This is a genomic window from Pseudoalteromonas apostichopi (genome assembly GCF_030297135.1).
Lineage (GTDB): Bacteria > Pseudomonadota > Gammaproteobacteria > Enterobacterales > Alteromonadaceae > Pseudoalteromonas > Pseudoalteromonas apostichopi.
The window spans coordinates 808,742-834,412 of sequence record NZ_AP028066.1 but is presented as its reverse complement, the minus strand read 5'-3'; the positions used below and the strand labels follow the sequence as shown (position 1 = coordinate 834,412).

23 protein-coding genes are annotated in these 25,671 nt (G+C 39.3%); 15 read left to right on the top strand and 8 right to left on the bottom strand.

Annotated features, from left to right (window positions below):
• Window positions 1-129 precede the first annotated feature (129 nt).
• A complete protein-coding gene (locus QUE86_RS19745; RefSeq protein WP_250662162.1) occupies window positions 130-1,209 on the bottom strand; it encodes a mechanosensitive ion channel family protein in 1,080 nt (359 codons plus the stop codon).
• 379 nt (window positions 1,210-1,588) lie between these two features.
• Between QUE86_RS19745 and QUE86_RS19740 the strand changes: the two genes are divergently transcribed.
• From QUE86_RS19740 to QUE86_RS19720, 5 genes are all read left to right on the top strand, one after another.
• Window positions 1,589-3,784 carry a M4 family metallopeptidase gene (locus QUE86_RS19740; RefSeq protein ID WP_286260623.1) on the top strand — a complete coding sequence of 732 codons (2,196 nt, stop codon included), beginning with the start codon at window positions 1,589-1,591 and terminating at the stop codon, window positions 3,782-3,784.
• Between the two features lie 53 nt (window positions 3,785-3,837).
• Window positions 3,838-5,700: a M28 family metallopeptidase gene (locus QUE86_RS19735; RefSeq protein ID WP_286260622.1), complete on the top strand. Its 1,863-nt coding sequence runs from the start codon at window positions 3,838-3,840 to the stop codon at window positions 5,698-5,700.
• Window positions 5,701-5,804: 104 nt separating this feature from the next.
• Window positions 5,805-7,721 carry a DNA repair helicase YoaA gene (yoaA, locus tag QUE86_RS19730; RefSeq protein WP_130052600.1) on the top strand — a complete coding sequence of 639 codons (1,917 nt, stop codon included), beginning with the start codon at window positions 5,805-5,807 and terminating at the stop codon, window positions 7,719-7,721.
• Between the two features lie 10 nt (window positions 7,722-7,731).
• Window positions 7,732-8,424, top strand: coding sequence for a tRNA (adenosine(37)-N6)-threonylcarbamoyltransferase complex dimerization subunit type 1 TsaB (gene tsaB / locus QUE86_RS19725; RefSeq protein WP_130052599.1), 693 nt, complete (start codon window positions 7,732-7,734; stop codon window positions 8,422-8,424).
• 76 nt (window positions 8,425-8,500) lie between these two features.
• Window positions 8,501-8,824: a hypothetical protein gene (locus tag QUE86_RS19720; protein WP_062565644.1), complete on the top strand. Its 324-nt coding sequence runs from the start codon at window positions 8,501-8,503 to the stop codon at window positions 8,822-8,824.
• Window positions 8,825-8,911: 87 nt separating this feature from the next.
• On the opposite strand, the gene QUE86_RS19715 is transcribed toward QUE86_RS19720, so the two are convergent.
• A complete protein-coding gene (locus QUE86_RS19715) occupies window positions 8,912-10,201 on the bottom strand; it encodes an alkaline phosphatase (RefSeq protein WP_054563873.1) in 1,290 nt (429 codons plus the stop codon).
• Window positions 10,202-10,311: 110 nt separating this feature from the next.
• On the opposite strand from QUE86_RS19715, the gene QUE86_RS19710 reads away from it, so the two are divergent.
• The 3 genes from QUE86_RS19710 to rnd all read left to right on the top strand — a co-directional run bounded on the left by QUE86_RS19710 (window position 10,312) and on the right by rnd (window position 14,121).
• Window positions 10,312-11,163 (top strand): alpha/beta fold hydrolase, encoded by an 852-nt coding sequence (locus QUE86_RS19710; protein WP_286260621.1) that lies wholly within the window; start codon window positions 10,312-10,314, stop codon window positions 11,161-11,163.
• A gap of 117 nt (window positions 11,164-11,280) precedes the next feature.
• A complete protein-coding gene (gene fadD, locus QUE86_RS19705) occupies window positions 11,281-12,942 on the top strand; it encodes a long-chain-fatty-acid--CoA ligase FadD (RefSeq protein ID WP_286260620.1) in 1,662 nt (553 codons plus the stop codon).
• A gap of 48 nt (window positions 12,943-12,990) precedes the next feature.
• On the top strand, window positions 12,991-14,121 hold the full coding sequence (gene rnd, locus QUE86_RS19700) for a ribonuclease D (protein ID WP_167657563.1): 1,131 nt from the start codon (window positions 12,991-12,993) through the stop codon (window positions 14,119-14,121).
• A 34-nt stretch (window positions 14,122-14,155) separates the two neighbouring features.
• On the opposite strand, the gene QUE86_RS19695 is transcribed toward rnd, so the two are convergent.
• The 5 genes from QUE86_RS19695 to QUE86_RS19675 all read right to left on the bottom strand — a co-directional run bounded on the left by QUE86_RS19695 (window position 14,156) and on the right by QUE86_RS19675 (window position 20,118).
• Entirely contained in the window at window positions 14,156-14,602 is a 447-nt protein-coding gene (locus QUE86_RS19695; protein WP_286260619.1) for a hypothetical protein, read from the bottom strand.
• Between the two features lie 402 nt (window positions 14,603-15,004).
• Window positions 15,005-15,727 (bottom strand): cytochrome b/b6 domain-containing protein, encoded by a 723-nt coding sequence (locus QUE86_RS19690; RefSeq protein WP_286260618.1) that lies wholly within the window; start codon window positions 15,725-15,727, stop codon window positions 15,005-15,007.
• A 31-nt stretch (window positions 15,728-15,758) separates the two neighbouring features.
• Window positions 15,759-16,064: a DUF3240 family protein gene (locus QUE86_RS19685; protein ID WP_055022338.1), complete on the bottom strand. Its 306-nt coding sequence runs from the start codon at window positions 16,062-16,064 to the stop codon at window positions 15,759-15,761.
• Window positions 16,057-19,125, bottom strand: coding sequence for an efflux RND transporter permease subunit (locus QUE86_RS19680; protein ID WP_167657566.1), 3,069 nt, complete (start codon window positions 19,123-19,125; stop codon window positions 16,057-16,059). The genes QUE86_RS19685 and QUE86_RS19680 overlap by 8 nt, the downstream gene beginning before the upstream one ends.
• Before the next feature lie 3 nt (window positions 19,126-19,128).
• On the bottom strand, window positions 19,129-20,118 hold the full coding sequence (locus tag QUE86_RS19675) for a hypothetical protein (RefSeq protein WP_286260617.1): 990 nt from the start codon (window positions 20,116-20,118) through the stop codon (window positions 19,129-19,131).
• Window positions 20,119-20,315: 197 nt separating this feature from the next.
• Between QUE86_RS19675 and QUE86_RS19670 the strand changes: the two genes are divergently transcribed.
• From QUE86_RS19670 to QUE86_RS19640, 7 genes are all read left to right on the top strand, one after another.
• A complete protein-coding gene (locus QUE86_RS19670; protein ID WP_130052591.1) occupies window positions 20,316-20,825 on the top strand; it encodes a helix-turn-helix transcriptional regulator in 510 nt (169 codons plus the stop codon).
• 282 nt (window positions 20,826-21,107) lie between these two features.
• Window positions 21,108-21,494, top strand: a complete 387-nt coding sequence (locus tag QUE86_RS19665; protein WP_175580347.1) for a YybH family protein — start codon at window positions 21,108-21,110, stop codon at window positions 21,492-21,494.
• 560 nt (window positions 21,495-22,054) lie between these two features.
• Window positions 22,055-22,405, top strand: a complete 351-nt coding sequence (locus tag QUE86_RS19660) for a hypothetical protein (RefSeq protein WP_286260616.1) — start codon at window positions 22,055-22,057, stop codon at window positions 22,403-22,405.
• A gap of 108 nt (window positions 22,406-22,513) precedes the next feature.
• Window positions 22,514-23,074, top strand: coding sequence for a hypothetical protein (locus tag QUE86_RS19655; RefSeq protein WP_286260615.1), 561 nt, complete (start codon window positions 22,514-22,516; stop codon window positions 23,072-23,074).
• Between the two features lie 33 nt (window positions 23,075-23,107).
• Complete coding sequence (locus QUE86_RS19650) at window positions 23,108-23,461, top strand: hypothetical protein (protein WP_286260614.1); 354 nt, start codon at window positions 23,108-23,110, stop codon at window positions 23,459-23,461.
• Window positions 23,462-23,583: 122 nt separating this feature from the next.
• On the top strand, window positions 23,584-24,243 hold the full coding sequence (locus tag QUE86_RS19645) for a restriction endonuclease (RefSeq protein WP_286260613.1): 660 nt from the start codon (window positions 23,584-23,586) through the stop codon (window positions 24,241-24,243).
• Between the two features lie 124 nt (window positions 24,244-24,367).
• Complete coding sequence (locus QUE86_RS19640; protein ID WP_130052588.1) at window positions 24,368-24,688, top strand: DUF2834 domain-containing protein; 321 nt, start codon at window positions 24,368-24,370, stop codon at window positions 24,686-24,688.
• Window positions 24,689-24,792: 104 nt separating this feature from the next.
• Here QUE86_RS19640 and QUE86_RS19635 read toward each other — a convergent pair whose 3' ends face one another.
• The gene (locus QUE86_RS19635; RefSeq protein ID WP_286260612.1) at window positions 24,793-25,623 is read right to left on the bottom strand and encodes a sugar phosphate isomerase/epimerase family protein; all 831 of its coding nucleotides are present in this window, start codon (window positions 25,621-25,623) and stop codon (window positions 24,793-24,795) included.
• Between the last annotated feature and the right edge of the window lie 48 nt (window positions 25,624-25,671).

Below are 25,671 nucleotides of genomic sequence, written 5' to 3'. Positions count from 1 at the left end.
TGCGATTTTTATTGTATTTTAGAGTAAAAATTCAAGGCTTCGATTGCATATGTATAATAGGTGTTAAAAATGTCTAAAAAGAGACATAAAAAACCATACAAATATGCAATTATGATAAGCTCTGTTAGGTCAATCAGCAGGTTTAAATTGCGCAGACTCTTGGCTGGTATTAATAGCCCTAATTGGATAAGGAATAACGATTCCCTCTTCTGCGTAACGTTGATGTAATGCTTTAATAAACGCAGATTTCACCCAAAAACGGTTAAAATACTCTTTTGCTCTTAACATCACTGTAAAATTGATACTGGATTGATCAAAGGTGTGAAATACAACAAATGTATCGTAATCATCTACACCCCATTTGTGGCTTTTTAAAATCTGTCTAGCAACATCCAACGTAACTTGCTCAACCTTATCAAGATCTGAGCCGTAGTGAACACCAACCTCAACAGGTACGCTAAGCTCTTTTTCTGGATAAAAATAGTTAATGATGCGTGATTTAGACAACTGACTATTTGGGATCACTATCATATTATTAGGCAACATTTTTACCCAGGTTGAGCGCCAACCAATTTTCTCAACAAAACCTTGATCGCCACTTTCAAGCTCTATAAAGTCGCCAACCCGAATAGGTTTATCAACCACCAGCTGAACCCCAGAAAAGAAGTTTTCGAGTGTAGGTTGTAAAGCCAAAGCAACAGCAAGAGATGTAATGCCTAAAGAGGCAATAATAGGGGTGATAGAAATTCCTAACGTGCCCAATAACACCAGTAAGCCAACACATACTATTGCACAGCGGATCAAGCCTTTAATTATGCTATGGCTATTTGAAACCACAACCGAACGGGCACTGTAATAATCAACGGTGCCAAATAAGAAATGGTCTAAAAATAACACTAAGGCAAAAATACAAATAGCTTTGGCGGTGGCTGAAATCGGTAAGGGGTGCCCAGCCATAAAGCCAGTTGTGTTCAATAATTGACCAAAGATGATCACAAGCACCATCATTGTGCATAAGGTCAATGGCGTAGCAAGTGAGTCAACCAATAAAGAGTCGAACACAAAGTCGGTTCGCTGGGTCCACTTTTTTAAGCAATAAATAATCACAAACTTTAATAAAAACAATGCTATGGCAGCTAAAGTTGTGCCACCAATAACGACTAACCAAGGCTTATTTAGCCAATCGCTTTGTATCAGTTCAGTAATCATGCTTAATCCTTAAACCTTAGTTACTTGGTGTTATTGCAATTTATATACCTAGGCTTTTCTGCAATGAGTTATGTCTTCTAACTATCAAATAGAAAAGATGAGATGATAAAAATAAAAGGTACAAATGTTTAATAAATGTTATAAATTTGTATCATTAATTTTACACCTCAACTCCGTTTGTTAACATTTTGTACATGTGAAATCCATTATCATATTGTTATTTAAGGAATAATGTTTTAGAGCTAATACTTTACTTGTAAATTTTTTGTTTCATTTTCAATTTCGCTCCATTCAATCTAGGCTGGTCATTAATCGGGAACAGTGCAGTCCGATTACAAGGAAAACATTAAATACATAACAATCTAACGGAGCGTAAAACGTGAATTTATCTAAAATCACACTAGCAACTCTTGCTGCTTTTGCTTTGACTCAAGCAACAAGTGCAGTAGCTGCGAATAAGAAATACCTAAACGAACAAACAGGGATTAACCAAGCTTTGCAAACCAATGCGTCATCGGTTTTGAGTGCAAATCCAAATCAGTTAGTTGGTTTAGGTGCAGGGAATGATTTAGTGGTATTAAAAGAAATCAAAACCAGTAACGGCAATACGACGCGCCGTTACCAACAAATGTATCAAGGTCTGCCTGTCATCGGAGATACGGTTAGCCTTACATTTGATAGTAATGGTCAGTTAAAACGTGCACATGGTGCAGCTGTGTATGATATTGCCGCAGACATCGATTCTGTGTCTCCGGCACTTAACAAGAAAAAAGCAGTCGCTAAAGGGCTTGCTAATTCACCCGCTGCAATTAAGTCAGTCGGGTTAAAAAAACATAATGAACAATCACGTTTAGCTATTTGGCTAGATGAAGATAGTGTTGCTCATCTGGTGTATGAAGTTACGTACGTAACTTATGGCGAAAACCCATCTCGTCCGTACCAAATTATCGATGCAAACAGTGGCGAAGTATTATTTAGCTTCGATAACCTTCAACATGCCAGTGCAACAGGCCCTGGTGGTAACTTAAAAACAGGCAAATACATCTACGGCACTGACTTTGATAACCTAGATGTTGCTCAGTCGGGCAGTACCTGTACGATGAATAACGCTAACGTAAAAACCATTAACTTAAATGGTGGTACGAGCGGTTCGACAGCGTATTCGTTCACATGCCCTGACAATACTTTTAAAGAAATTAACGGTGCGTACTCGCCTTTAAATGATGCACATTATTTCGGTAACGTTATTTTTAATATGTATAACGATTGGGTCGGTACTGCGCCATTAACTTTCCAGTTGAAAATGCGCGTTCATTATGGCAACAACTACGAAAATGCGTTTTGGGATGGTAGTGCCATGACTTTTGGTGATGGTCAAAATACCTTCTATCCACTAGTAAGCCTTGATGTATCAGCTCATGAAGTAAGCCATGGTTTTACTGAACAAAACTCTGGCCTTGTTTATTCTGGTAAATCAGGTGGTTTGAACGAAGCCTTCTCTGATATGGCAGGTGAAGCGGCTGAGTTTTATATGAAAGGCTCAAACGACTGGTTAGTGGGTCAGGAAATTTTTAAAGGTAACGGTGCATTACGTTACATGAATAATCCAACCCAAGATGGTAGCTCAATTGATCATCAAAACAATTATTACTCTGGCATGGATGTGCACTACAGCTCAGGTGTATTCAACAAGGCATTTTATAACCTTGCAACCACACCTGGTTGGGATACGCAAAAGGCGTTCGTGGTCATGGCTCGTGCTAACCAACTTTACTGGACTGCCAGCACAAACTGGGATTTAGCAGGTAATGGCGTGATGGATGCGGCCTGTGATTTAAGTTATGACCCAGCAGATGTACAGGCGGCGCTTGCGGCAGTCGGTGTGACTTCAAGCTTAAGCGCAGGTAGCAGTTGTGGTACGACTGAGCCACCTCCAAGCGGTGATGAAGAACTAACTAATGGCGTTGCACGCACAGGGATCAGTGGCGGTGCTAAAGATCAAATGTTCTTTACCCTCGAAGTACCAGCAGGTGCAACAAATTTACAATTCAATACAACCGGTGGAAGTGGGGATGCAGATCTCTATGTAATGTATGGTGCAAAACCAACATTGAGCAACTTTGATTGTAAAAGTACTTCATCTACTAGCACAGAAAACTGCGCTATTAGTAATGTGCAAGCAGGTACTTACTACGTAATGGTGGAAGCTTGGAATGAAATTTCAGGTGTATCACTAACTGGTAGCTTTGATTCGGGCAGCGGTGGTGGTGTAACACCTATTAACCGCACTGAGTCTAACTTAAGTGTTGCTACAAATAGTTGGACTCGTTTCACGCAAGACCTAGATGCTGGGTATTCGTCACTTGATGTGACTATTTCTGGTGGTTCAGGTGATGCTGACTTGTATGTGAATTTTGGTTCGCAATCGACTACATCTAGCTATGACTGCCGCCCTTATAAAAATGGCAATAGCGAAACCTGTACATTTACAAATCCTCAAGCGGGTACTTGGTATATCGACCTTCGCGGCTATCGCGCTGCAAGTGGTGTAACACTCACCATTTCGGCTAACTAGCCACCCTTTTAGGGAGCTCCGGCTCCCTTTTTTATTTTTAATAAGGAGCGATTATGACAACCCGCCTAAAGCAGTGCCTAGTGGGCTTTGCCACTCTGTCACTGAGCCAATTAAGTTATGCAGAACAAGACGAAACAATTTGGGTGACCATTGATGCCCTTGCTGCAGAGCATTTTCAACAAGATACAGTGAGTAAGCATAAACTAAACAGTAATTTTGCGATGCAAAAATCAGTGTTGAATCAAGTTAATTTTATGCGCGTTAACAAACAGGATATAGCTGGTTTAAGTGAATTTATGCACGATAATTATCATCGCTGTGGTGGTTTTGTAGCCCATGACTCATTAGCAGATGCAGAGCTATATACTCAGCAATTAAATACGCTGTCGCAGACTGCGATGAATGCAAGCTTGGTAAATTACAGTATTGATAATGCCGCGACAGTCAATGCGCTAGTATCATCGATTAATAGTAGTGAACTGAGCGATACGGTTAATAGCATGATGAACTTTCATAACCGTTATTATTCAGTGCAAAGTGGTGTTGATGCGGCTGACTGGTTAAAGAGTCATTGGCAACAAATTGCCAGTAGTCGTAGTGATATCAGTGTTGAGTACTTTAACCATAGTTTTTCGCAGTCATCAGTTATTGTAACCATACCTGGTGCAGAAAAAGCAGATGAAATCGTCGTTATTGGTGGTCATTTAGATTCAATCAATCAGTCAAACCCGAGTAATGGACGTGCTCCCGGTGCAGACGATAATGCCTCTGGCATTGCGGTGCTCACACAAACCTTGAAAGCGATTGTGGAAAATAACTACCAACCTCAGCGAACGATTCAAATAATGGGATTTGCCGCTGAAGAAGTGGGTCTTAGAGGCTCGAAAGATATTGCACAAAGCTATAAATCACAGGGTAAGAATGTTGTTGGCATGGTGCAATTTGATATGACCGGTAATAACGGCAGCAGCACCGATATTGTGATGATGACGGATTACACTAATTCATCGCAAAACCAGTATCTATCGCAATTGCTCGATGCTTATCAACCCACAGTGAGCTATGGCTTTGATCAATGTGGTTATGGCTGCTCAGATCATGCCTCTTGGTATCAGCAAGGGTTTGCCGCCTCAATGCCATTTGAATCTAAAATGAGTGATATTAACCCAATGATCCATACATCAAATGATGCCCAGTTTGATGCGGCTCACGCGAGTAAATTTGCAAAATTGGCCGTGAGCTATGTTGCTGAAATGGCAAAGAATGCTGGTGATGTAGTGACTGAGCCAACTAATGAGCTTGCAAATGGTGTAACTAAAACGGGTTTGGCGGGCTCAGCAAAAGAGCAACTTTTCTTTACGCTAGACGTACCCGCAATGAGTAGTAACCTTGAGTTTGTAACTGAGGGCGGCTCAGGTGATGCCGATTTATACGTGAAGTTTGGCAGTAAACCGACATTACAAGACTTTGATTGTAAAAGTACTACCTCTACAAGTAATGAAAGCTGTGTGATGTCGTCTGTTCAAACGGGCACTTATCATGTCATGGTTGAAGCGTGGAATCAGATTTCGAATGTGTCACTTACGGGAAGTTTCAGCACTTCTGGTGGCAGCGAAAACATTGACAGAACTGAGACAAATATTAGTGTCGCAACAGGGAGTTGGCAGCGCTTTACTCAACAAATACCAGAAGGCCTTAGTAATTTTACAGTGACTATTTCCGGCGGTAGTGGCGATGCTGATTTGTATGTTAACTATGGCTCAGCGTCGACAAGTTCAAATTATCTGTGTCGACCCTACAAAAATGGTAACGAAGAAAGTTGTCAATTTGATAACCCGCAAAGTGGTACTTGGTATATAGATTTGCAAGGTTACCGAGCCGCTTCGGGCGTGACATTAACGATTCAAGGACAATGATTTAAGAGCAATCATACTTTTAACCATGAGGAAGCCTTGCTTCCTCATTTAGTCTTGCCCTTGGCAAGTCAGTTACGTAAAATCTGCTCATCACTTTTAATCTATTGGCGAAGTTTATCAAACAACTTTTCAGTGCCACTGGCCCCCTTGCACTTTCTCTTGATGGATATACTCCTCGGCAGCCACAAATTGACATGGCTGTTGCAGTTGACGATGCCTTAAAAAAACGTCACCAATTAGTGGTTGAGGCGGGCACAGGCACGGGTAAAACCTATGCTTACTTAGCGCCTGCGTTAAAATCAAAAGGCAAAACCATCATCTCAACGGGTTCAAAAGCACTGCAAGAGCAGTTGTTTCACCGTGATTTACCCAATTTAGTCAAAGCACTGAGCGCCACCAAAAAAGTCGCCCTTTTAAAAGGCCGCGCGAATTATTTGTGTACGTATCGTTTAAGTCAGCATGTCGCGCATGTGCCAACAGATGATCCAGATGTAATGCATCAACTTGCGATGGTGGCAAAGTTTGCAAGTGAAACCCGTTCAGGCGATTTAGCAGATTGTATTGGCATAGAAGAAGACGCCAAGGTACTGCCTTATGTTAGCTCAACCGCTGATAACTGTTTGGGTAAAGAGTGCCCAGATTTCCAAGATTGTTATATTCGTAAAGCACGATTAAATGCAATGGAAGCCGATGTGGTGGTGATCAACCATCATTTATTCTTTGCAGATATGGCAGTAAAAGACACTGGCTTTGCTGAACTTATGCCAACCGCCGATGCCTACATCTTTGATGAGGCTCATCAGCTGAGTGAAATTGCCAGTGACTATTTTGGTGAAAGTGTAAGTACCAAAAAGCTGGTGGATTTAATTAATGATTTACGAGCGATTTACCGTGCCGATATTCCCGATATGCTGCAATTAGGTAAAACTCTCAACAAGTTAGAAACTAGTGTCGCAGATTTACGCTTGCAGTTTGGGCTAGATGGGAGTCGTGGTGATTGGCGCGAAAAGCTAGCCGATAAAGATATTTGTGCTGCACTACACAGGGTGATCAGTGATCTTGACTTTTTATACCAGGTGTTGAAATTATGCTTAGATCGTAGTGAAAAAATCGAGCATCCGTTTGAGCGTACATTAGCCTTTAAAGGTCAGTTAGAGCGGGTATTTGATACTGCACAAACGGGCTATAGTTATTGGTACGAAACAACCCGCCGATACCTAACGGTGAACATTACGCCACTCAATGTGTCGGCTAAATTCGCACAAATGATGAAAGACACTGGGGCTGGTTTTGTGTTTACATCGGCCACTTTATCGGTCGATAACGACTTGGCACATTTTAATGCCAGCCTTGGTCTAAAACCAACACAAAGTATGATTGTTGAAAGTCCATTTGATTATCAACAACAAGCAATGCTTTGTTTACCGCGCTATTTACCTGAGTCTCATGCGAACAATATGCCCCATGCTATTATCAAGCTGACCCTTGAGTTGATTAAATCAGCAAAAGGTCGCTGCTTTGTGCTGTTTACTAGCTATCGTATGATGCATTTAGTGGCTGAAGGTTTAACGACACAAATGGATTATCCGGTTTATATGCAAGGGCAAATGTCAAAACGCATTATACTTGAGAAGTTTACCCGTCATGGTAATGCCGTTTTACTCGGCACAGCTTCATTTTGGGAAGGTGTAGATGTTAGAGGCAGTACATTAAGTTGTGTTATCATTGACAAATTGCCGTTTGCCGCACCAGATGACCCATTATTGCAAGCAAAAATGCAAGATTGCCAATTACAAGGCAAGGACCCATTTGCACATATTCAATTACCCCAAGCGGTCATTGCATTAAAGCAAGGGGTAGGGCGACTTATTCGCGATAGTAAAGATAAAGGTGTGCTGGTTATTTGCGATAACCGCTTAGTAACACGCCATTACGGCCAAGTATTTTTAAAAAGTTTGCCACCAATGCGCCGCACGCGCGATTTAGCAATGGCAAACGCGTTTTTAGAACAGATCAATTAGAGTAACTTAGATGATTAAACACAATATTCTTGCCTTAGATGCATCAACTGAAGCTTTATCGCTGGTGCTACATTATCAAGGGCAAACATTTCATCATTTTGAAGAGTGCCCACAGCAGCACAGCCAAAAAATCTTGCCTTTAATTGATGAGTTACTCGCTAAGGCGCAATGTAAATTAGCAGACTTAGATGTTATTGGGTTTGGTCAAGGACCGGGCAGCTTTACAGGAGTGCGTATCAGTGTCGCGATTGCGCAAGGCTTAGCATATGCCGCACGCTTGCCTTTGGTTGGTGTATCAACATTACAGATGATGGCGCAACAAGCGTTTGAACAAGACAAAGTTAGTGATGTGTTTTCAGCGATTGATGCGCGTATGGGTGAAATATATTATGCCCACTACAAGGCTGATGAAAATGGCTTAATGACGCTTGTTGATGAAGAGCAAGTAATTAAACCTGAGTTGCTAACGTTACCTGAAACAGCAGCAACTGCGGTGGGCACTGGTTGGAAAACCTATCCTGCGCTTGTCACTGAACTTGCAAATGTAAGTCTAAATGAAAACATTTTACTGCCTGATGCGAAGTACATGCTAGCCTGGGTTGCAACTGCCTTCGCTAGCGGTGATACAGTAACTGCAGCGAATGCGCAGCCTAAATATGTTCGTGATACAGTGACTTGGAAAAAACTACCTGGCCGAGAATAAAGAGACGATTAACGACACTTGCGTGCTTGTCAGTTATGGCACATAATTTAGTCATGTTTGATGTGGAATTACTAGTTTGACTTTACCTATTGGCTCAGGCTTTTATACCGGTGACATTCCCGGTCAATATAGCCGTAAAAATACCGTTACTGATAAGCCTAAAGCGATATCAGATCAAACGGCTGAGCAAAAGTCGTCAACAGAGTATGTTAAATCAAGCCCTCAAGCAGTTGCTATTGCCGATGAATTTAAAGCTGAGTCGCAAAGCTACCAGCAAACAATATATGATAAACCAAGCAACCCAAAAACAAGTCGTGCTATTTCAACCTACACTGAGTTTGCTAACTTAGAGCGCCGTGCCGAAGTGCAAAGCTTAATTGGCGTTGATGTATACGCTTAATTAATAAAGCAAGCAACTGAATTAAAATGAAAAAAGCCTAAACAAATGTTTAGGCTTTTTTTATGATTGGACAGTATTCAATATAAATTACTGTTTTATATAATCAATCAGTTTGTCGGCAATCGCGGTATTGTTTTGCGAACCGTAGAAATCTTCAGCACGTTTACCATAGGCAAATACTTGTACATCAATAGCCGTGTGGCCGCCAGTAGTCCAACCTGTGAAGCTTGCATGATTGATGATATCTTTTACAGCAAGTAAAAGTGCTTTATCACCCATTTTCTTAGCTTGGCTAAGCTTAATGCTGTTTGCATCAGTGAATTCGATATCAGAATACTTTTGCCATACTGCTTTTAAGTCATCGCTTTCAAGTAGATCTTTTGTGATAGTGCCAGCAGTTGCTTTAACACCTTTAACAACGTCTGTTTCCCACTTATATTGACCATGAGCACCGAGTGTTAAGCCACCTGTTGAGTGATCGGCAGTGATAACAAGCAGGGTATCAGGGTTTTTATCTACATACGCTTTTGCTTGTTCAATCGATTTAGCAAAGTCATCCATTTCGCCCATTGCACATGCAATGTCGTTTGCATGACCACACCAGTCAATTTGGCTACCTTCGATCATCACAAAGAAACCTTTGTCGTTTTGACCATCAAGTAAATCGAGTGCTTTCGTTGTCATTTGCGTAAGGCGCGTTGGATTTTCGTCAAGCGCAAACGGTAAACCGACTTCAGCGAATAAACCAAGCGCTGGAACTTGCTTTAAGTCATTCATTGCTGCAAAGTCATCGCTGTACTGATAGCCAGCCGCTTTAAACTCTTCTACAAGGTTACGGTCTTCACGAACGTAATATTTCGTGCCGCCACCTAACATTAAATCAACCGGCAATTTGCCTGCGATTTTGTTATCGATATAGTCGTTGGCAATCTCGTCATAATTACGGCGAGATTCGTTATGTGAAGCAAAGCTTGCAGGGGTTGCGTGGTTAATTTGTGATGTCGCCACTAATGCTGTGGTCATACCGCGTTCTTTGGCAACTTCTAGCATGGTTTTTACTGGTTTTTTATCAGTATCAACAGCAATTGCGCCATTATAACTTTTATGACCACTACTAAGAGCTGTTGCACCCGCTGCACTGTCTGTTACATAAGTATGATCATCTGGGTAAGTATGCGCCATACCACGTAAAATAGTATCGAAAACAGTTGGGTCAACAACTTTAGTATTTGGATCATCTTTAAAGTAACGATATGCAGTTGTGTACGCTGGGCCCATACCATCACCAATCATATAAATAATGTTTTTTGGTGCTGATTCAGCCATTACTGAGCCTGCTGAGCATAATAATGCTAAAAGACTTAATTTTAATTTCATTGATGTAACCTTATTATTGTGCCCTTATTTATACTGCGAGGATTATTGTATACTAGCCAGAGGATAAATAAACGCCTTTAAGTTGAAACGCTTAATAAATAGGAGTAATTGTGCAACCATTTTCTTTTCAAACTGGCACTCAGGCAATGCATGGCCTAACCTTTGGTCATGGCGATGAGGTCGTGATTGCCTTACATGGTTGGCTTGATAACGCACATAGTTACATACCTATGTTACAAAATGTGCAGCTTAACCAGCGTTGGTATTGTCTCGATTTTCCTGGTCATGGTTTATCAGATTGGCGAAGTAGTGACGCACACTATTACTTTATTGACTACATTGATGACGTTTATAAATTTGTTGAGTCACTTGATGTGACTAAAGTGCATTTAGTTGGTCATTCAATGGGGGCTATGGTTGCTGGAGTTTTTGCCAGCTGCTTTCCTGAAAAGGTAGCATCGGTAAACTTCATTGAGGGCATTGGTTGCGTTACAACAGACAGCAATGACGTGAGCAGCCAACTACGTAAAGCGATTTTAAATAGATCGCGGGTAAACAGTAAAGGCCCTCGCGCTTTTGACTCAAAAGCGCACATTATTAGTGCAAGGCTCGCAAGCGGTGACCTTGAATACCCACAAGCAGAGCTACTGATGACACGAAATTGTTACGAAAAAGCAGGTAAGTGGTATTTGACAACCGATCCAAAACTTAAAAATCACTCAGGGTTTCGCTTTGATGAGGCACAATGCATTGCAACCATCAAACAAATTAACGCACCATGTCAGCTTATCTTAGGGGGGAAGGGTTACCCTTTTGTTAAAGATAACCTAGAGGCATATGGTAAATATTACAAGGAGTTAAAAATTCATGAGATACCAGGAGGTCACCATTGCCATATGCAAAGTCCTGCATTAACCTTAGAGCACATTCATGCATTTATTGGGCAGTATAAAGCAAGTTAATTGTATAATTGCACCAAATGTGGGATTATCTGCACCATTAGAGTATTTACTCCATTGAGAAACTGCCTTAGTTAGATTAAGGTTATTAAAAAATATAATTATAAACAGGAGCTAAGAGTGGAAAAAATCTGGCTTAAACGCTACCCAGAAGGTATGCCTGAAACAATCGACCCTGAGCATTATCACTCGCTACTCGACTTGTTTGAAAAAAGTTTTGCTGACTATAGTGACCTTCCAGCCTTTACCAACATGGGTAAAGTGTTGACCTATAGTGAGTTAGACAGTGCTACAAAACGTGTTGCGTCGTACATTCAAAATGATCTTGGTCTAAAAAAAGGCGATAAAGTAGCGGTGATGATGCCGAATCTACTACAAACGCCTGTGACTATTTTAGGTATTCTTCGTGCTGGTTGTGTGGTGGTTAACGTAAACCCACTTTACACTGTGCGTGAATTAGAGCACCAGTTAAATGACTCAGAGTCATCAGCAATTTTCATTCTTGCTAACTTTGCCGATACCCTAGAAAAAGCATTACCAAAAACGAACGTTAAGCACATTGTGGTTACCCAAGTGGGTGATATGGTGGGCGGTCTTAAAAAGCACATTGTTAACCTTGTGGTTAAGCACGTTAAGAAAATGGTGCCTAGCTACACATTACCAAATGCAATTAAATTTGCAGATGCACTAGCTGGTAATGAAGCGAGTTACAAAAAGCCTGAAGTTGATTTAAACGACTTAGCATTCTTACAATACACAGGTGGTACAACGGGTGTATCTAAAGGTGCAATGCTATCTCATGGCAACATGGTTGGTAACCTTGAGCAAGTATCTGGTTGTTTAGATAATGTACTAGAGCGAGGTAAAGAAGTGGTTATTACGGCATTGCCGCTTTATCACATCTTTGCATTAACTGCGAACTGCCTAACATTTATGAAATATGGTGGTTTAAACGTACTTATCACTAATCCACGTGATATGCCGGGCTTTGTAAAAGAGTTAACACAACACAAATTCACTGCGATAACGGGAGTAAACACCCTATTTAATGGTTTATTAAATACCCCGGGTTTTGCTGAGCTTGATTTCTCGAGCTTAAAAATGTCGCTTGGTGGTGGTATGGCGGTACAACGTCCTGTAGCTGAAAAATGGCAAGCTGTAACAAAAACCAAGCTAATGGAAGGGTATGGTTTAACTGAATGTGCACCACTTGTAACACTAAGCCCATATGACCTTGACGGTTATAACGGTTCAATTGGATTACCTGCACCAAGTACTGATATCAAGCTAATGCTTGAAAATGGTGAAGAAGCAGCTAAGGGTGAACCTGGAGAGCTTTGGGTTAAAGGCCCACAAGTAATGCAAGGTTACTATAATCGCCCTGATGCAACAGCTGAATGTTTAAAAGACGGTTGGTTTGCAACAGGTGATATTGCAACTTACGATGATGAAGGTTTCTTCTATATTGTTGATCGTAAGAAAGACATGATTATCGTATCAGGGTTCAACGTGTTCCCAAATGAGATCGAAGAAGTAGTCGCAATGCACGATGGCGTGCTTGAAGTAGCTGCTATCGGTATCCCTCATGATGTAAGTGGCGAACAAGTTAAAGTTTTTGTCGTGAAAAAAGATCAATCTTTAACTGAAAAAGATATAATAAAGCACTGTCGTGATAATTTAACGAACTATAAGGTGCCTAAACTCGTTGAGTTTAGAGATGAACTACCAAAAACAAACGTTGGTAAGATTCTCAGAAGAGCCTTAAAGGACGAAGAAAAATAATTTAAGCCGGCATTAGCCGGCTTTTTTATGGTAAAGAAAGGGGTATAAGTGCAATATCAACTGATCGAAACACAAAATCAATTAAATGATTTTGTAGAAAAAATAACAGGTAAACCGGTACTAGCAATTGATACTGAGTTTATGCGTCGTCGTACGCTTTACCCTGAAGTTGCACTTATTCAAGTATATGATGGTGAGCATTTAGCGTTAATCGACCCACTGGCTGAGTTGTCGCTTTTTGATTTTTGGCAAGTACTTAAAAACCCTGAGGTGTTAAAAGTACTGCACTCACCGTCAGAAGATATTGAAGTGTTTCAAAAATATGCTGGTTTTGTACCAACACCATTGTTTGATACCCAATTTGCTCTACAAATACTAGGCCATGGTAACTGCATGGGCTTTGCGCACATGGTTAAAGAATTACTTGATATCGAAATTGATAAAAGTGAATCGCGCACTAATTGGTTACAGCGCCCACTCACTGAGAAGCAGCTAGATTATGCCGCTGCCGATACGTATCACTTACTGCCTTGTTTTGAAATTATTAAAAAACAAATTGATGAAGCTGGCTTTTTTGACATCGTGATCAGCGAAAGCGAGTTAGTTGCGCAAAAACGTGCTTACCAAACACCTGCAGAGCAGCTTTACAAAGACATTAAAAATGCATGGCAATTACGACCGCACGACTTAGCGGTATTGCGCGAACTTGCTGCATGGCGCCGTGAAAAGGCAGAGCGCAAAAATCTCGCACTTAACTTTGTGGTAAAAGAGCACAACATGGTTGAAATTGCTAAGCGTAAGCCTACAAGTTTAAATGCGTTACGCCGAGTGCCAGGTGTTGAGCCTATGGAAGTTAACCGTTCGGGCGTTGAAATTTTAAAATGTATTGAGCGTGGTAAAGCTGTTCCTGTAAGCGAACAACCAGCACAATTAAAACGTTTAATTGATTTTCCGGCATACAAAAAAGCCGCTAAAGATATTAAGCAAAAAGTTACTAAAGCTGCAAAAGAGCAGGGTATTCCTGAAGATGTATTGGCCTCTAAAAAACAGATTAACCAACTGATCAGCTGGAATTGGAAGCTCGATGCCGATGAGCGTAAAACTGCATCAAAACCAGACCTGTTTAACTCATGGCGCTATGAGCTTGTAAAAGACGTACTTAAAGAGTGGCAAAACTGAGCAACAGCCTATTAAAAGGGCTTTGTACTCGTCACTAATAGCCCTGAAACTTGCTGCGTTTACGCGTTACCTGTAACCAATGCAGCAAGTTATTATCATATCGTTTTAATCGTTGTTTTTGTTTTGACGTTAAATAATAAAATGGCGCAAATATAAAGTAGCCATGACCAATAATTACCACGCAGTTAAAACCATATTTAGAATATTGTTTAATTAGTTTAGTTTTGTTTGGCTCAATATGAACATTACCAAACGCTGAGCTATAAAAAATACCGTGGCGACATATCGTCAGCTCATTTTTACTGTTCAATATCAAAAATATAATTACAAACGATGTAAGCATAAAAGCCATTAAAAGTAGGTCATGAAGTGGATGCTTTTGTGATGTCACTTTCAGTATAGACAATGTTAAAACGGCTAAAGTTACGAGGATAGCAAGTGTGCTTTTCTCTGAACTCTTCCTTAAATTCAATACTTTCATTCTCAGTCCTTGAGAGGTTTTTCTAATATAGTACTTTGCTACTTAGATAAAACAATCTGCCAAAAAAATGAAAATAAATGCTATTTTTAATGGTTTATTATTATGCTTTGAGCTTTGGTTTTTTAGCTTGTTGAATTTAAATAAAATAATTAATTGTTATTCTCTAAGTCTAAATAAGAGGCGTCTGGTTGTCAGGAAAAGCCAGTAGTCGAATAAACCAAAATCTATAGTGATATATGTCGGAAGGTCTGCCTTGAGCGACTAGCTGCCATTCGGCATAACTTATCTAGCATTAATTGCCAATTCTCACTTGTAAGCAATCACCCAAAGATTTTAATTCCAAAAAGGAATACCTCAGTTTGCCTTTTGTATTTATAGCCTAAATAAACTAATAGATTTAAATTAAGTTTTGTGATTATTCGATTTTTCGGGTAGAAATTTATAACCATTGATCATTGCTGAAACCAGTCCTGACTTTTCTCTTCGTTCAGCAACGATAACACCTAGTATATGCAATGGTATAAGTATTACTAGGGCATAAAATGCGTATACATGAGCAGTGATGATGGGGGAGCGAAACTCTTTAAGCTGCTTATAACGTTCATCGTCAACATTAACTTTTGAATAAGGCTCGATTACGTCAAGTTGAGTCTCGTCAAGCGCAATGCTTTTAGCAAAGTGCTGTCCTAACGGTGGGTAGTAAATATCAGTCCCTGCCAGTATTAAGCCCGTTGCCATTTGAATTGTCATTGCTATCAGCAAAGCTAATACCATGAGCTTTCCTATTGGATTATGGCCTTTGTATACTTGTTTGGGAGAACGTCTGAATTTAGTTAGTTCCTTCTTATACCCTTTCATAAATGGCAGAGTTTGTGACCACATGTCATTCGACGAACCAATAAAACCCATAACCAGCCGAATGATAAGGTTTATGGCAAAAATGTAACCGATAGTAACATGTATGGTTTTAAGCATTATTTTGGCGTCCACCGTTACACCAAGTGTTTTTCCATTAAAGATGATTAAGCCGATCACAATTAGTAAGCTAATTGTGATGACGTTTATCCAGTGAAAAAGCCTGATGCTTTTAGGCCATACATAAGTAAGTGTTCTAGTTTTGTTCATAACATTTCTCCTTTTCCAGAGATTGCGTAACTTATAAATGGCCTGTTTCGGTGATAGTTGTTGTCCAATACCTAATTTTTATGGTTGTGAATAGTAACTTTAGTTCTTCTTTAAGCTTTTCTAATTCACATTGCTCAATAACTACTTCAAACTTCAGCATATCTTTGTAGCCTCTAACTTGTTCCTCTAAGCTAAAAGCACTATGTTTCTTGCTGTAGCCCATGATCGGGAAAATGTTGAAGCCGGATGCTATATCACTCAGCATTAATTGGTCGATAACATCATCCTTGTGCTTCTTAGGGACTATGAAGGTAAAAACTAATGATGAACTAAACATTGCGCTGCTCCAATAAACGATACCAGATTGGTAATAAATAGAGAGTTGTTGCCGTTGAAGTCAGTAAGCCTCCTATAACAACTATAGCAAGCGGTTTTTGTATCTCAGCTCCCGGACCTGAAGCAAACGCTAAAGGCATTAGGCCAAACATTGCAGTGGTCGCGGTCATAAGTACTGGACGCAGCCTTCTTCGAGAGCCATCTACTACACGTTCAGTGATATTAGATATAGTGGTTTTGCTCTGTTCGAAATAACTAACCATAACGATACCATTGAGCACTGCAACACCAAGTAATGCAATAAAGCCAACTGATGCAGGAATTGATAAATATTGTTCAGATATTAGTAACGCAAAAACCCCTCCCATTAAGGCGAATGGGATGTTACAAAGAATCAAACTTGCTAAGGATACAGAGCGAAAAGTTGTAAATAAAATCACAAAAATTAAGATTAAAGCTAGAGGAACAACGATTATTAAGTTCTTCATTGCTCGTTGCTGATTTTCGAACTCACCACCAAAAGTTACGTAATAGCCGCTAGGAAGCGACAACTCAGAGTGAACTTTAGCTTGTAAGTCTTCAACAAAACTTACCACATCTCTGTTTTCAACATTGGTTGTAATTGAGACAAAACGTTTACCTCGTTCTCTTTCGATCAGTAAAGGTTCTTGTTCTACCTTAATGTCAGCGACGCTCTCTAGAGGTAAAATGGTATTATCAGGCATTAAAACAGATACTTGTTTCAAATCATTTATTGAGCCAATCTGACTTGCTTTGTGCTTCGACGAAGCACCGAAAACAATAGGCGTAAATTTATTAACGGTAACTAGTTTAGATATTTGTGAGCCTTCAAGTTGTGGCTTTAGAAAATCAGTTAATGCTTTAGTGGTTAAACCAAATTGATGAGCTATTTCAGGTTTTAATGAAATGCGAATGTATTTTCCACCTTCTATCAATGCTGTTTGTATGTCTTGACTACCAGATACTTGGCTTACTAACACTTTCATTTTTTCAGCGATATTTGCTAATTCTTGGACTTTATCCCCAAAAACTTTTATTGATACATCGCCTGTAGTGCCAGTTAGCATTTCAGTTACCCGCATTTGAATAGGTTGAGTAAAATTTGTGTTCATACCGGGGTAATTTGATAATACGTTGCGTATATCTTCGATTAGCTGTTGCTTGGTATCAAAGCGCCACTCATTTTGAGGCTTCAACTCCATGAATATATCCGTTTCATTTAGGCTCATAGGATCTAGGCCAAGCTCATCTGATCCAGTTCTGGCTACAATTTGAAGTATTTCAGGTACTTGTTTTAGTAGTGCTTTCTCTACTTGGGTATCAATATTTAAAGAGGATTGTAGGGTAATAGATGGCGACTTTTCTAGTTGAACAATGATGTCTCCTTCATCCAACGTAGGCATAAAACTTTTCCCCAAACTTACAAAGGCAAAAATGCTTGTGATCAACACCAAAAAAGCTATCGATGATGCTGATTTAGGTGAATTAATAACGCTTAATAGCGACTTTTTGTACTGTATTTGTAATGATTTGATGAAGCTAGGCTCACTCGCTTCATTTGATTTCAGTATCATTGAAGCTAGCACCGGGATGCAAGTAAACGCTAAAACTAGCGCAGATAACATCGCAAAAACAATCGTCAATGCAACAGGCGTAAACAGCTTCCCTTCTAACCCTGAAAGAGTTAATAGAGGGGAAAAAACAATAACGACAATTAATGTTCCTGATACAGTTGGCACAGAAACTTCTTTACATGCTCTATAAATAACATGCAGCTTAGGAAGTTTGCTGTTTTCTGAAAGCCTATTTACAGTATTTTCAACAACGACAACAGATGAATCAACAAGCATACCAATAGCAATAACTAAGCCTCCTAAACTCATTAAATTTGCTGATATGGAAAAATGGCTCATTAATATAAAAGTGGCAAGAGCTGCCACCGGCAAGGATATAGAGACAATCAGTGCCGCTCTAAAGTTGCCAAGAAATAAGGCTAGCAATATGATAACGAGCACTACAGCTTGAACTAATGCATTTGTGATGGTTTCAATAGCAGTACTAATCAAATTAGATCTGTCATAAAAGACATTGATAGTAGTACCACTAGGTAGTGAGCGCTCTAGTTCTAAAAGTTTTTCTTTAACTGAACTTACTACTTGGTCGGTATTACTGTTTTTTAGCGCAATAACTAAGCCTTGTACGGCCTCTTCACCATTATGTGTCACTGCACCATAACGTATTAAACTTCCTTCGCTGATTGCTGCAACATCGGCTAACCTGATTATTCCTTGTTGGTTGTTTTTTATAACTAACTGACGTATATCATCAATTTTTTCAAATTGTCCTTGTGTTCGAACAACAAAATTGTCGTTACCTTTGTTTATTCGGCCAAGTCCTCCATTTAAATTGTTAGCTATTACGGCTTGTTCAATATCACTAAAAGAAACGTCTAGTGATTTCATTTTCAAAGTAGTTGGTGTTATTTCATATGTTTTTACATAGCCGCCTAAACTGTTTACGTCTGCGACGCCTTCAACTGTTCGAAGAATCGGTCTGATCTGCCAGTCCAAAATATCACGTCGCTGTTGAAGGCTTAAGTTTGGATTATCAACTGTAAACATAAAAATTTCACTTAGAGGCGTACTCATAGGAGCAAGACCACCAGAAATACCCTCTGGGAGTTCAGCCCAAATATTCATCAGCCTTTCATTTACTTGTTGTCTCGCCCAATAAATATCAGTGCCTTCTTCAAAATCAAGTGTAATATCAGTAATAGAATATTTTGTAGTTGAACGAAGAATCTTTTGGGATGGAATACCAAGTAACTCTGTTTCGACAATACGTGTAATTTGAGTTTCTATTTCCGAAGTTGTCATTCCCGGTGCTTTTAAGACAATTTTTACTTGGGTAGGAGAAATGTCGGGAAAAGCATCAATTGGCAAATTAAACCAAGCGTTGACTCCTGCAGCAGTTACGAGCAAAGTCAAAATAGTAATAAAAATTCGTTGAATAAGAGAAAACCTGATTACCGCACTTATCATCGTTTATTCTCCCAGCCCGAGAAATAGACCTTGGGCAATGCTAACGAAGGAGCTAAGTACTTCGGCTTGAGGTGTTAGATTGTCAGATTGAACAATGTAGCTATCATTCTCATTGCCAATAATAATGACCTTAACTAAGTTTATTTCTTGTCCTCGTTTTACTGCAACATAGCTTTTGTTATTGAGTTCGAATAATGACTGGTGAGGGACTTTAATACCTTCAATTAAAACGATAGGTGTTAGTAACAGTTGTTGCCCGAGTTTAAGCTCACACGATGAGTCGAAACTACTCCAGACTGTTTGCTTATAACGGCTGATTGTTTCGTCAACATTTTCTACTTTTAGTATGCAATTATCTTCAGTTTTAAATGAGTTAACATTTTTTGCAGTGCTTGCTAATAGCGAAGATTTTACAAAAACATTATGTGAAGGAATTATTTCAAAAAGGTATGGTGATTGTTCGTTCGTATACTTAAGTTGACCATTAGAAGGACTGATTATAAAAATATCGCCGTTTTTATCGATGGCTAATTGTTGTAGTGCATGGCTTAAGTGTTCAAAACTTAACTTTGCTTGAAGATAGGTTTTGTTGATGTCTAACCATTCAGCACTTTTTATCGTTTTCGAATTTGCATAATTTTTAACAGACTCAAGATGCTTCTTACTTTTTAAAAATATTGATTTACTGGCATCTATTTCTTCTAAGAAGTGATGTACTTCTGGCCCTTCTATTCTAGCTACTTTTTGTCCTTTACTTACCTTAACACCCGGATTGTATAAAAAAGATATTTGTTGCGGTGTAAAAGGCAGTTGTACTTTGAAACTGGATTTAGGTTTAAAGGATACCTCTCCAAGCACTTGCTCTATCTCCATACTGTCAACCTGATGTACGGTTTTGAACTGATGTTTAAAGCTTCCCAATTGTGAAATGGCGATCACTGAATTGGTGACTTGTTCAGCTTGAGTTTGCATGCTTAAAACGGTTAACAACATTGACGCTATTAATGAGAATAATCGATATGAGGTTGCTATCATTTGTTACTGACTCTTGTTAGGCTAACCGCGATAGTTGCCTTGTTTTGTTTTTAAGTGAACTTATCCTACAAATAATGTGTAGTTTTTACGTCAGGCATGTGTTGTAAATTCATAAGACAAATGTCCCATAAACTTTTTAACTGGTTGATTTTTATATGAAAGATAAAGCGATAGCAGTGCTTCTAGCTATAATAATGGTACTCAATTTTTTTGATGTAATTACTGATATTTCTTTAGGTGTTCCGACTTGGCATATTGTCGAAGAAAGTTTGATTGTTTTAGCTTCAGCGATTGGTTTTGTTTTTTTGGTTCGAGATATTTCAAACCGCACAAAGCGTATTAATCAGTTGAAAAGTGAATTAGATAAATCGGGCATTCAACTAAAAAATATTTCGGAAGAAATGAAGCTTGCTCGTATAAAATACAGTGAAGTCATAAATGAACAGTTTAATCAGTGGGGACTGACAAAAAGTGAACAAGAAGTTGCTATGTTGATGCTGAAGGGATTGAGTTTTAGAGAAATTAGTGGTGTAAGAGATACTAAAGAAAAAACAGTTCGTCAGCAGGCCTCTAGTATATATGTCAAAGCGGATGTAGAGGGTCGACATGAGTTTTCAGCTTGGTTTTTAGAAGACTTCATGGAGCCAGACAGTACAATAGAGTAGTCATCCTTTATCTTGCCTACTATCACTAGGAGGTTCGCTCTTTAAAGTGTATGTAAGGGTGAATACTTTAAAAAAGCATGGTCTTTACTGTAAATAAATGATGGTCAGCTATTAACACAGAGCGCACTTTCGGCACTAACGCATAATTGTCCAATTTCAAGTCAGAGTTTGCATTGATAATTTTTTACGTAAACAGTCATTGACCTAGATTTTTTAATGGTAAATTATGATATTTCAATAAATATCACACTCAACTGTTACATTATTAATTTTGGAGAAATCATGGCTCATCCGATAGTTGAACAAATCAGAAAAGCCGATAATGCAATTGTTGCCGAAGACTTCGATACACTTCTTAATATCTATACAGATGACGCCATTTTAGTTATTGAGCCTGGTAAAAATGCAAAGGGTAAAGCTGCTATACGTAAGGCTTTTGAAGCAATTTCTGTATATTTCAAAAATGGGTTGCAAGTAAAACAACAAGGTTTAGAAGTTCTTGAAACCGAAGATACTGCTTTAGTTTTAGCAAATACAGTTGTGTCAGCACCTAATTACCCAGAAGTAATTCGAAAAGCGACATATGTTTTTACCAAAAGCTCAGAGGGTGTTTGGTTGTGTTCAATCGATAATTCGTATGGTCATGAAATCATTGTAAAGTGTGAATAACAACTATGGAATCACTTTTATATCTGTAATTGTGTATGGCAAATACGATTCCATCCCCAAAATGAGCTGGCTAATTAGTTAACCGCCTTACGGCGATAGATGATTTTTTGTGTATTTTTAACCCATAACTCTAAATAGATTAATTTAGGTAACCTATTTGGAGTCATGGATAAAAGTGCAAGTCATAATCAAACAAGTCTTTGCCCATTTCGCGTTAACGCAAATACTCTAAGGGTGTCTTTGAGCGATTAGGTACAGTGTTATTCATCTAATGCTATTGGCTCTACTCCATAAAACTGATATTCCACTAACTTTATGTCATCACCAATACAAATGACTGTTTTAATATACAGTTCAGTTTTTGTGCTCCCATATTCAAGAAAATGAGCGACGAGCGCACTTTCTTTTTACTGAATCTCTTTAGCTTCAATAAAAAATTATAGTTGGCAATACATTACGTTATTTGTTAAGAATAGATTCATTAATACATGAGCGTGACATCGGCAGAAAGATGCGCGAAGCGCGCACGATAAAATTGTTATAAGCCATAGGGAAGATCGGTGTTCAAAACGTTAATAGGCAAACTCGATGTACTCAGCGTTTTTATCGCGTGGTCTCTTTTGATCGCGTTCTTTCTAGCGTTTGGTTACGGCAAGTTTTTCTCTCCACCGGAAGCTAGTGCAAGTCATTTGGTATTCATCTTCGGTGCGTTTGTTGGTGCTGTTGCTGTTCATATTGTCCTGGCATTTTTTAATCGTTGCCCTCACTGCAATAAGTGTTTAACTGTTCAGGGCTTCGTAGCACCACATCCAGCATCAAGTGGGGATTGGTCTAAAGTTGTTTGGCTGTGGTTTTCTGGCTCAATTGTTTGTATTCATTGTGGCAACAGGGTCAACACAAATGGCTTATAACAAATTGCTTAATTTCGTTCCGGCCACAAACAGCGTGGCCTCCACGGGACAGCCTACACTGCGTTTCGGCTGCCCATTAGCAAAGCGTTAGGCTTACAAGGAAGTCATGTGCAAACTCCATTATTAATTTCTATAATTGCGGTTTTTATTTCTGCTATAAGTGCAGCGGTTACTATATTTAATATATATAGAGATCGTGCAAATGTGATTTCATGGTCAGAAATTGTTTACGATATGTCGCAAGATCCAGATGACCCACCACCAGTATTGTATATAAAAATTGTAAATACAGGGTTAAGACCAATAATCCTTACATCAATTAAAAAGATAGCTAAAAATTCTAGTTGGGGTAACGCTCTTAGATATCCAGACTATGATCAACTTAATGTAAACGCTTCAGACGCAATTAGAGATCCAGAAACACGTCGTTCAGTTTTTTCTATTAAAAATACTAGTGTCGTATTAAAGGAATCTGAATATTTTGAAGTATCATGTGGAATTGATGACTTTCAGCATGAGGTTCGAAGTTTTTTTAACGATGAATTACACGAAGCAACAAGTATGCAAATCGAAGATGTTTTAGGTACTAAAATTAAAATCAAAGATATTAAAAAAAACATCGAGGCTATGTATCAATATAAGCCTAACAAGAAAATCAACAAGGACTAAAAACAGTGGGCTGTTATTTAGGCGTTATATGCCATGAGAAAAGTCGACGCGATTACTAAGATTCAAGCTTCTCTTGATACCAGTGAGCCTCAAATCATTACGCCGAAAGGCCAAATTTATGAGAAACATATTGAGCAACTCGCGAAGCAATTACTTCGGTCTGTTATTGAGCCTGTCTCGGTAAAAGTGACCTCTACGATCATTGAGGATGCTGACTTTGACACATTCAGAAAAGCAACTGTTTGGGGTATAGCTAGATCAGGTGTCAACTGGCTGTTAACTATCGAAGGACAGCAGGAATTTGCGCTAGCATTAGGTTCAAACCCTTTAGACTTGAAGTTGCATGGTTGCTCTTCAAGCGATGCTCTAGCAGAGTGGTGCAGCTAGGCATATAAGAAGGCGTTTAAATAGGCGGACACGTAACAGTTGGCTCGGTTCCGCTTCGTTACACAGTTTAGCCAACTGTTAGTTAGCCGTTTAACGCGGCGTTGGTTTCTAAAGGAGTTTGCGTGTCATCTGATAAGGAAGTTCCTAATTGGCGTCAATATGAATGGCTTATTTCAAAGATATTCCACGACAATCAATCTTCATTAAATACAAAAGTATTGCATGATACTCGTGTTGTAGGAGAGTATTCGGAACGTTCTAGACAAATAGATATATTGGTTGAAACACAAAGTTCAAAGACAATGATTGAGTGTAAGCATTACTCAACTCCTATTGATTTAAAAGCAGTCGAAGCTTTTCTAGGTATGCTTTCCGATGTAAAAGCAGACTACGGAGTTTTGATTTCCTCTAGTGGTTTTACTAAATCTGCAGAGAAAAGAATTACAGAATTTTTAGGTCGAATTACTTTAGAACACCTTGACTGGGAAATTGCATATGAAAGTTCTTTTAATGAAATATCATATGGGCGCATGTCGGATGTTTGCAGTCATTGTTTAATAAATTACGAATCAGGCAAAGCGGTACCTGGTTTACTTTGTTGGGAGCATGGTTTTGGCTTTGAAATTCAAGGGAAATTATCATCGTTTTCAATTGCTAAATGCTTAAAATGTAAATCACATACCGTATACTGTGATTCATGTGGTTGGGTTACAGTTGCGGAGCATGATGAGCCATGCTGTGAGCTTCGTAACGAATTTGTGCAGTGTTACAACGAAACTTAACAAGTCGTTTAAAAGGACAAAAAACAGTTGGCTTTTGCTCCTTTGTCGCTAAATTTAGCGAACAATTTTTTGCCTCTTAACGAGGCGTTAGGGCTTACTACGAAAAATTTGCAAGGGTGGCGAAATGATAAGGTTTTATCTGGTTCTTACTTTGTTGGGAATATTGCTACCATACGGGGCGTTTGTTCCTTGGCTAGTTAGCAATGGCTTAGATATTGGTCTTTTGTTCAGTGAAGCGGTGGCAACCCCAATTAGTATTTTTGCTTGGCTTGATGTCTTGGTTGCGGCGATTGCTCTATTAGGTTTTATCGTGGTGGACGGCAAAAGACATAAAGTGAAGTATCGATATTTTGCAGTGTTGGGAACTTTGTCAGTTGGTGTATCGTTTGGGTTGCCACTGTATCTTTACTTGAAAGAAAAGCAGTCGCTCCAACCGCAGCCCTAACAAACGCTTCTGTCCAAAAACAAGGTAATGCTTTTCTTACTCATCCAATCTAAATCTCAGTCATGAGCTCACTCGTTTAAAGCGAGCTCATTTCTACAATAACCTTACAAACCAAGTAAAATCTTATCTAAGTTTTGTTTTGATTTAGCAACGCTTTGTAGCGGCGTTAATCCACGTGGGTATTCTTCTTGCTCAAGTACTAACCACTTGGTGTTGCCGTGGGTTTCTAAAGTGTCGATGATGGCAGGCCAATCAATGTTGTTTTCGCCGATAATCGGGCTCATGTTGCTACCCTCAATCGTACGTACTTTGATGTGCGTAGCGAGAGTGCGGTTAGGGTACTTTTTAATGAAGTAAATTGGATCTTTAGCTGCGTAATTAACCCAGCCGATATCTAGCTGCAGTGGCATGGTTTTGGGGGTATGACTGGCAATATAATCCCAAAATGTTGCGTTATTAAATGCATTAAACTCTTTATTATGATTGTGAAAACCGATCTTCATATCAAAGCGGATTGCATAATCACTGACTTTAGTGAGCTCTTTAACCAATGATTTAACCCCTTTTGGGTGCCATGCTCGCTCATCCCACGGTACATAAAGAGTGGTAACGCCAAGGGTTTTGTAAAACAGTAGGGTGCTATCAATAGTGCTTTCGCTGAGTGCATCAAAGCCGATGTGGGCACTACTGGCAACTAAGCCTAATTCAGTGAGCTTTGATTTTAAGGCTGCTGGGTTATTTGAGTAAGGGCCAAAATCTCCGGCAAATTCAACGCCGTCAAACCCCATTTCGGCAAGAGACTCAAGCGTACCATGAAAGTCATTTTTTAAGGTGTCTTTGACTGACCATAGCTGCACACTTACTGGTAGTTTTGCAAATAATTGACCACTAAATACAAGGCTAAGAATGAGCAATAAAATGCGGGTTTTAAACATACTTAAATCCTAAAAAAAGCAGGGGAGTGACCCCCTGCACTGTGTTAA

What these genes read in the sequence shown, in the direction of transcription:
- QUE86_RS19745 (WP_250662162.1), bottom strand. Translation starts at nt 1,209, where the DNA reads ATGATTACTGAACTGATACAAAGCGATTGGCTAAATAAGCCTTGGTTA.
- QUE86_RS19665 (WP_175580347.1), top strand. Translation starts at nt 21,108, where the DNA reads ATGGCTCATCCGATAGTTGAACAAATCAGAAAAGCCGATAATGCAATT.
- QUE86_RS19685 (WP_055022338.1), bottom strand. Translation starts at nt 16,064, where the DNA reads ATGTTTAGTTCATCATTAGTTTTTACCTTCATAGTCCCTAAGAAGCAC.
- QUE86_RS19735 (WP_286260622.1), top strand. Translation starts at nt 3,838, where the DNA reads ATGACAACCCGCCTAAAGCAGTGCCTAGTGGGCTTTGCCACTCTGTCA.
- QUE86_RS19675 (WP_286260617.1), bottom strand. Translation starts at nt 20,118, where the DNA reads ATGTTGTTAACCGTTTTAAGCATGCAAACTCAAGCTGAACAAGTCACC.
- QUE86_RS19690 (WP_286260618.1), bottom strand. Translation starts at nt 15,727, where the DNA reads ATGAACAAAACTAGAACACTTACTTATGTATGGCCTAAAAGCATCAGG.
- QUE86_RS19695 (WP_286260619.1), bottom strand. Translation starts at nt 14,602, where the DNA reads ATGAAAGTATTGAATTTAAGGAAGAGTTCAGAGAAAAGCACACTTGCT.
- QUE86_RS19670 (WP_130052591.1), top strand. Translation starts at nt 20,316, where the DNA reads ATGAAAGATAAAGCGATAGCAGTGCTTCTAGCTATAATAATGGTACTC.
- QUE86_RS19635 (WP_286260612.1), bottom strand. Translation starts at nt 25,623, where the DNA reads ATGTTTAAAACCCGCATTTTATTGCTCATTCTTAGCCTTGTATTTAGT.
- tsaB (WP_130052599.1), top strand. Translation starts at nt 7,732, where the DNA reads ATGATTAAACACAATATTCTTGCCTTAGATGCATCAACTGAAGCTTTA.
- QUE86_RS19715 (WP_054563873.1), bottom strand. Translation starts at nt 10,201, where the DNA reads ATGAAATTAAAATTAAGTCTTTTAGCATTATTATGCTCAGCAGGCTCA.
- QUE86_RS19680 (WP_167657566.1), bottom strand. Translation starts at nt 19,125, where the DNA reads ATGATAAGTGCGGTAATCAGGTTTTCTCTTATTCAACGAATTTTTATT.
- QUE86_RS19650 (WP_286260614.1), top strand. Translation starts at nt 23,108, where the DNA reads ATGAGAAAAGTCGACGCGATTACTAAGATTCAAGCTTCTCTTGATACC.
- QUE86_RS19640 (WP_130052588.1), top strand. Translation starts at nt 24,368, where the DNA reads ATGATAAGGTTTTATCTGGTTCTTACTTTGTTGGGAATATTGCTACCA.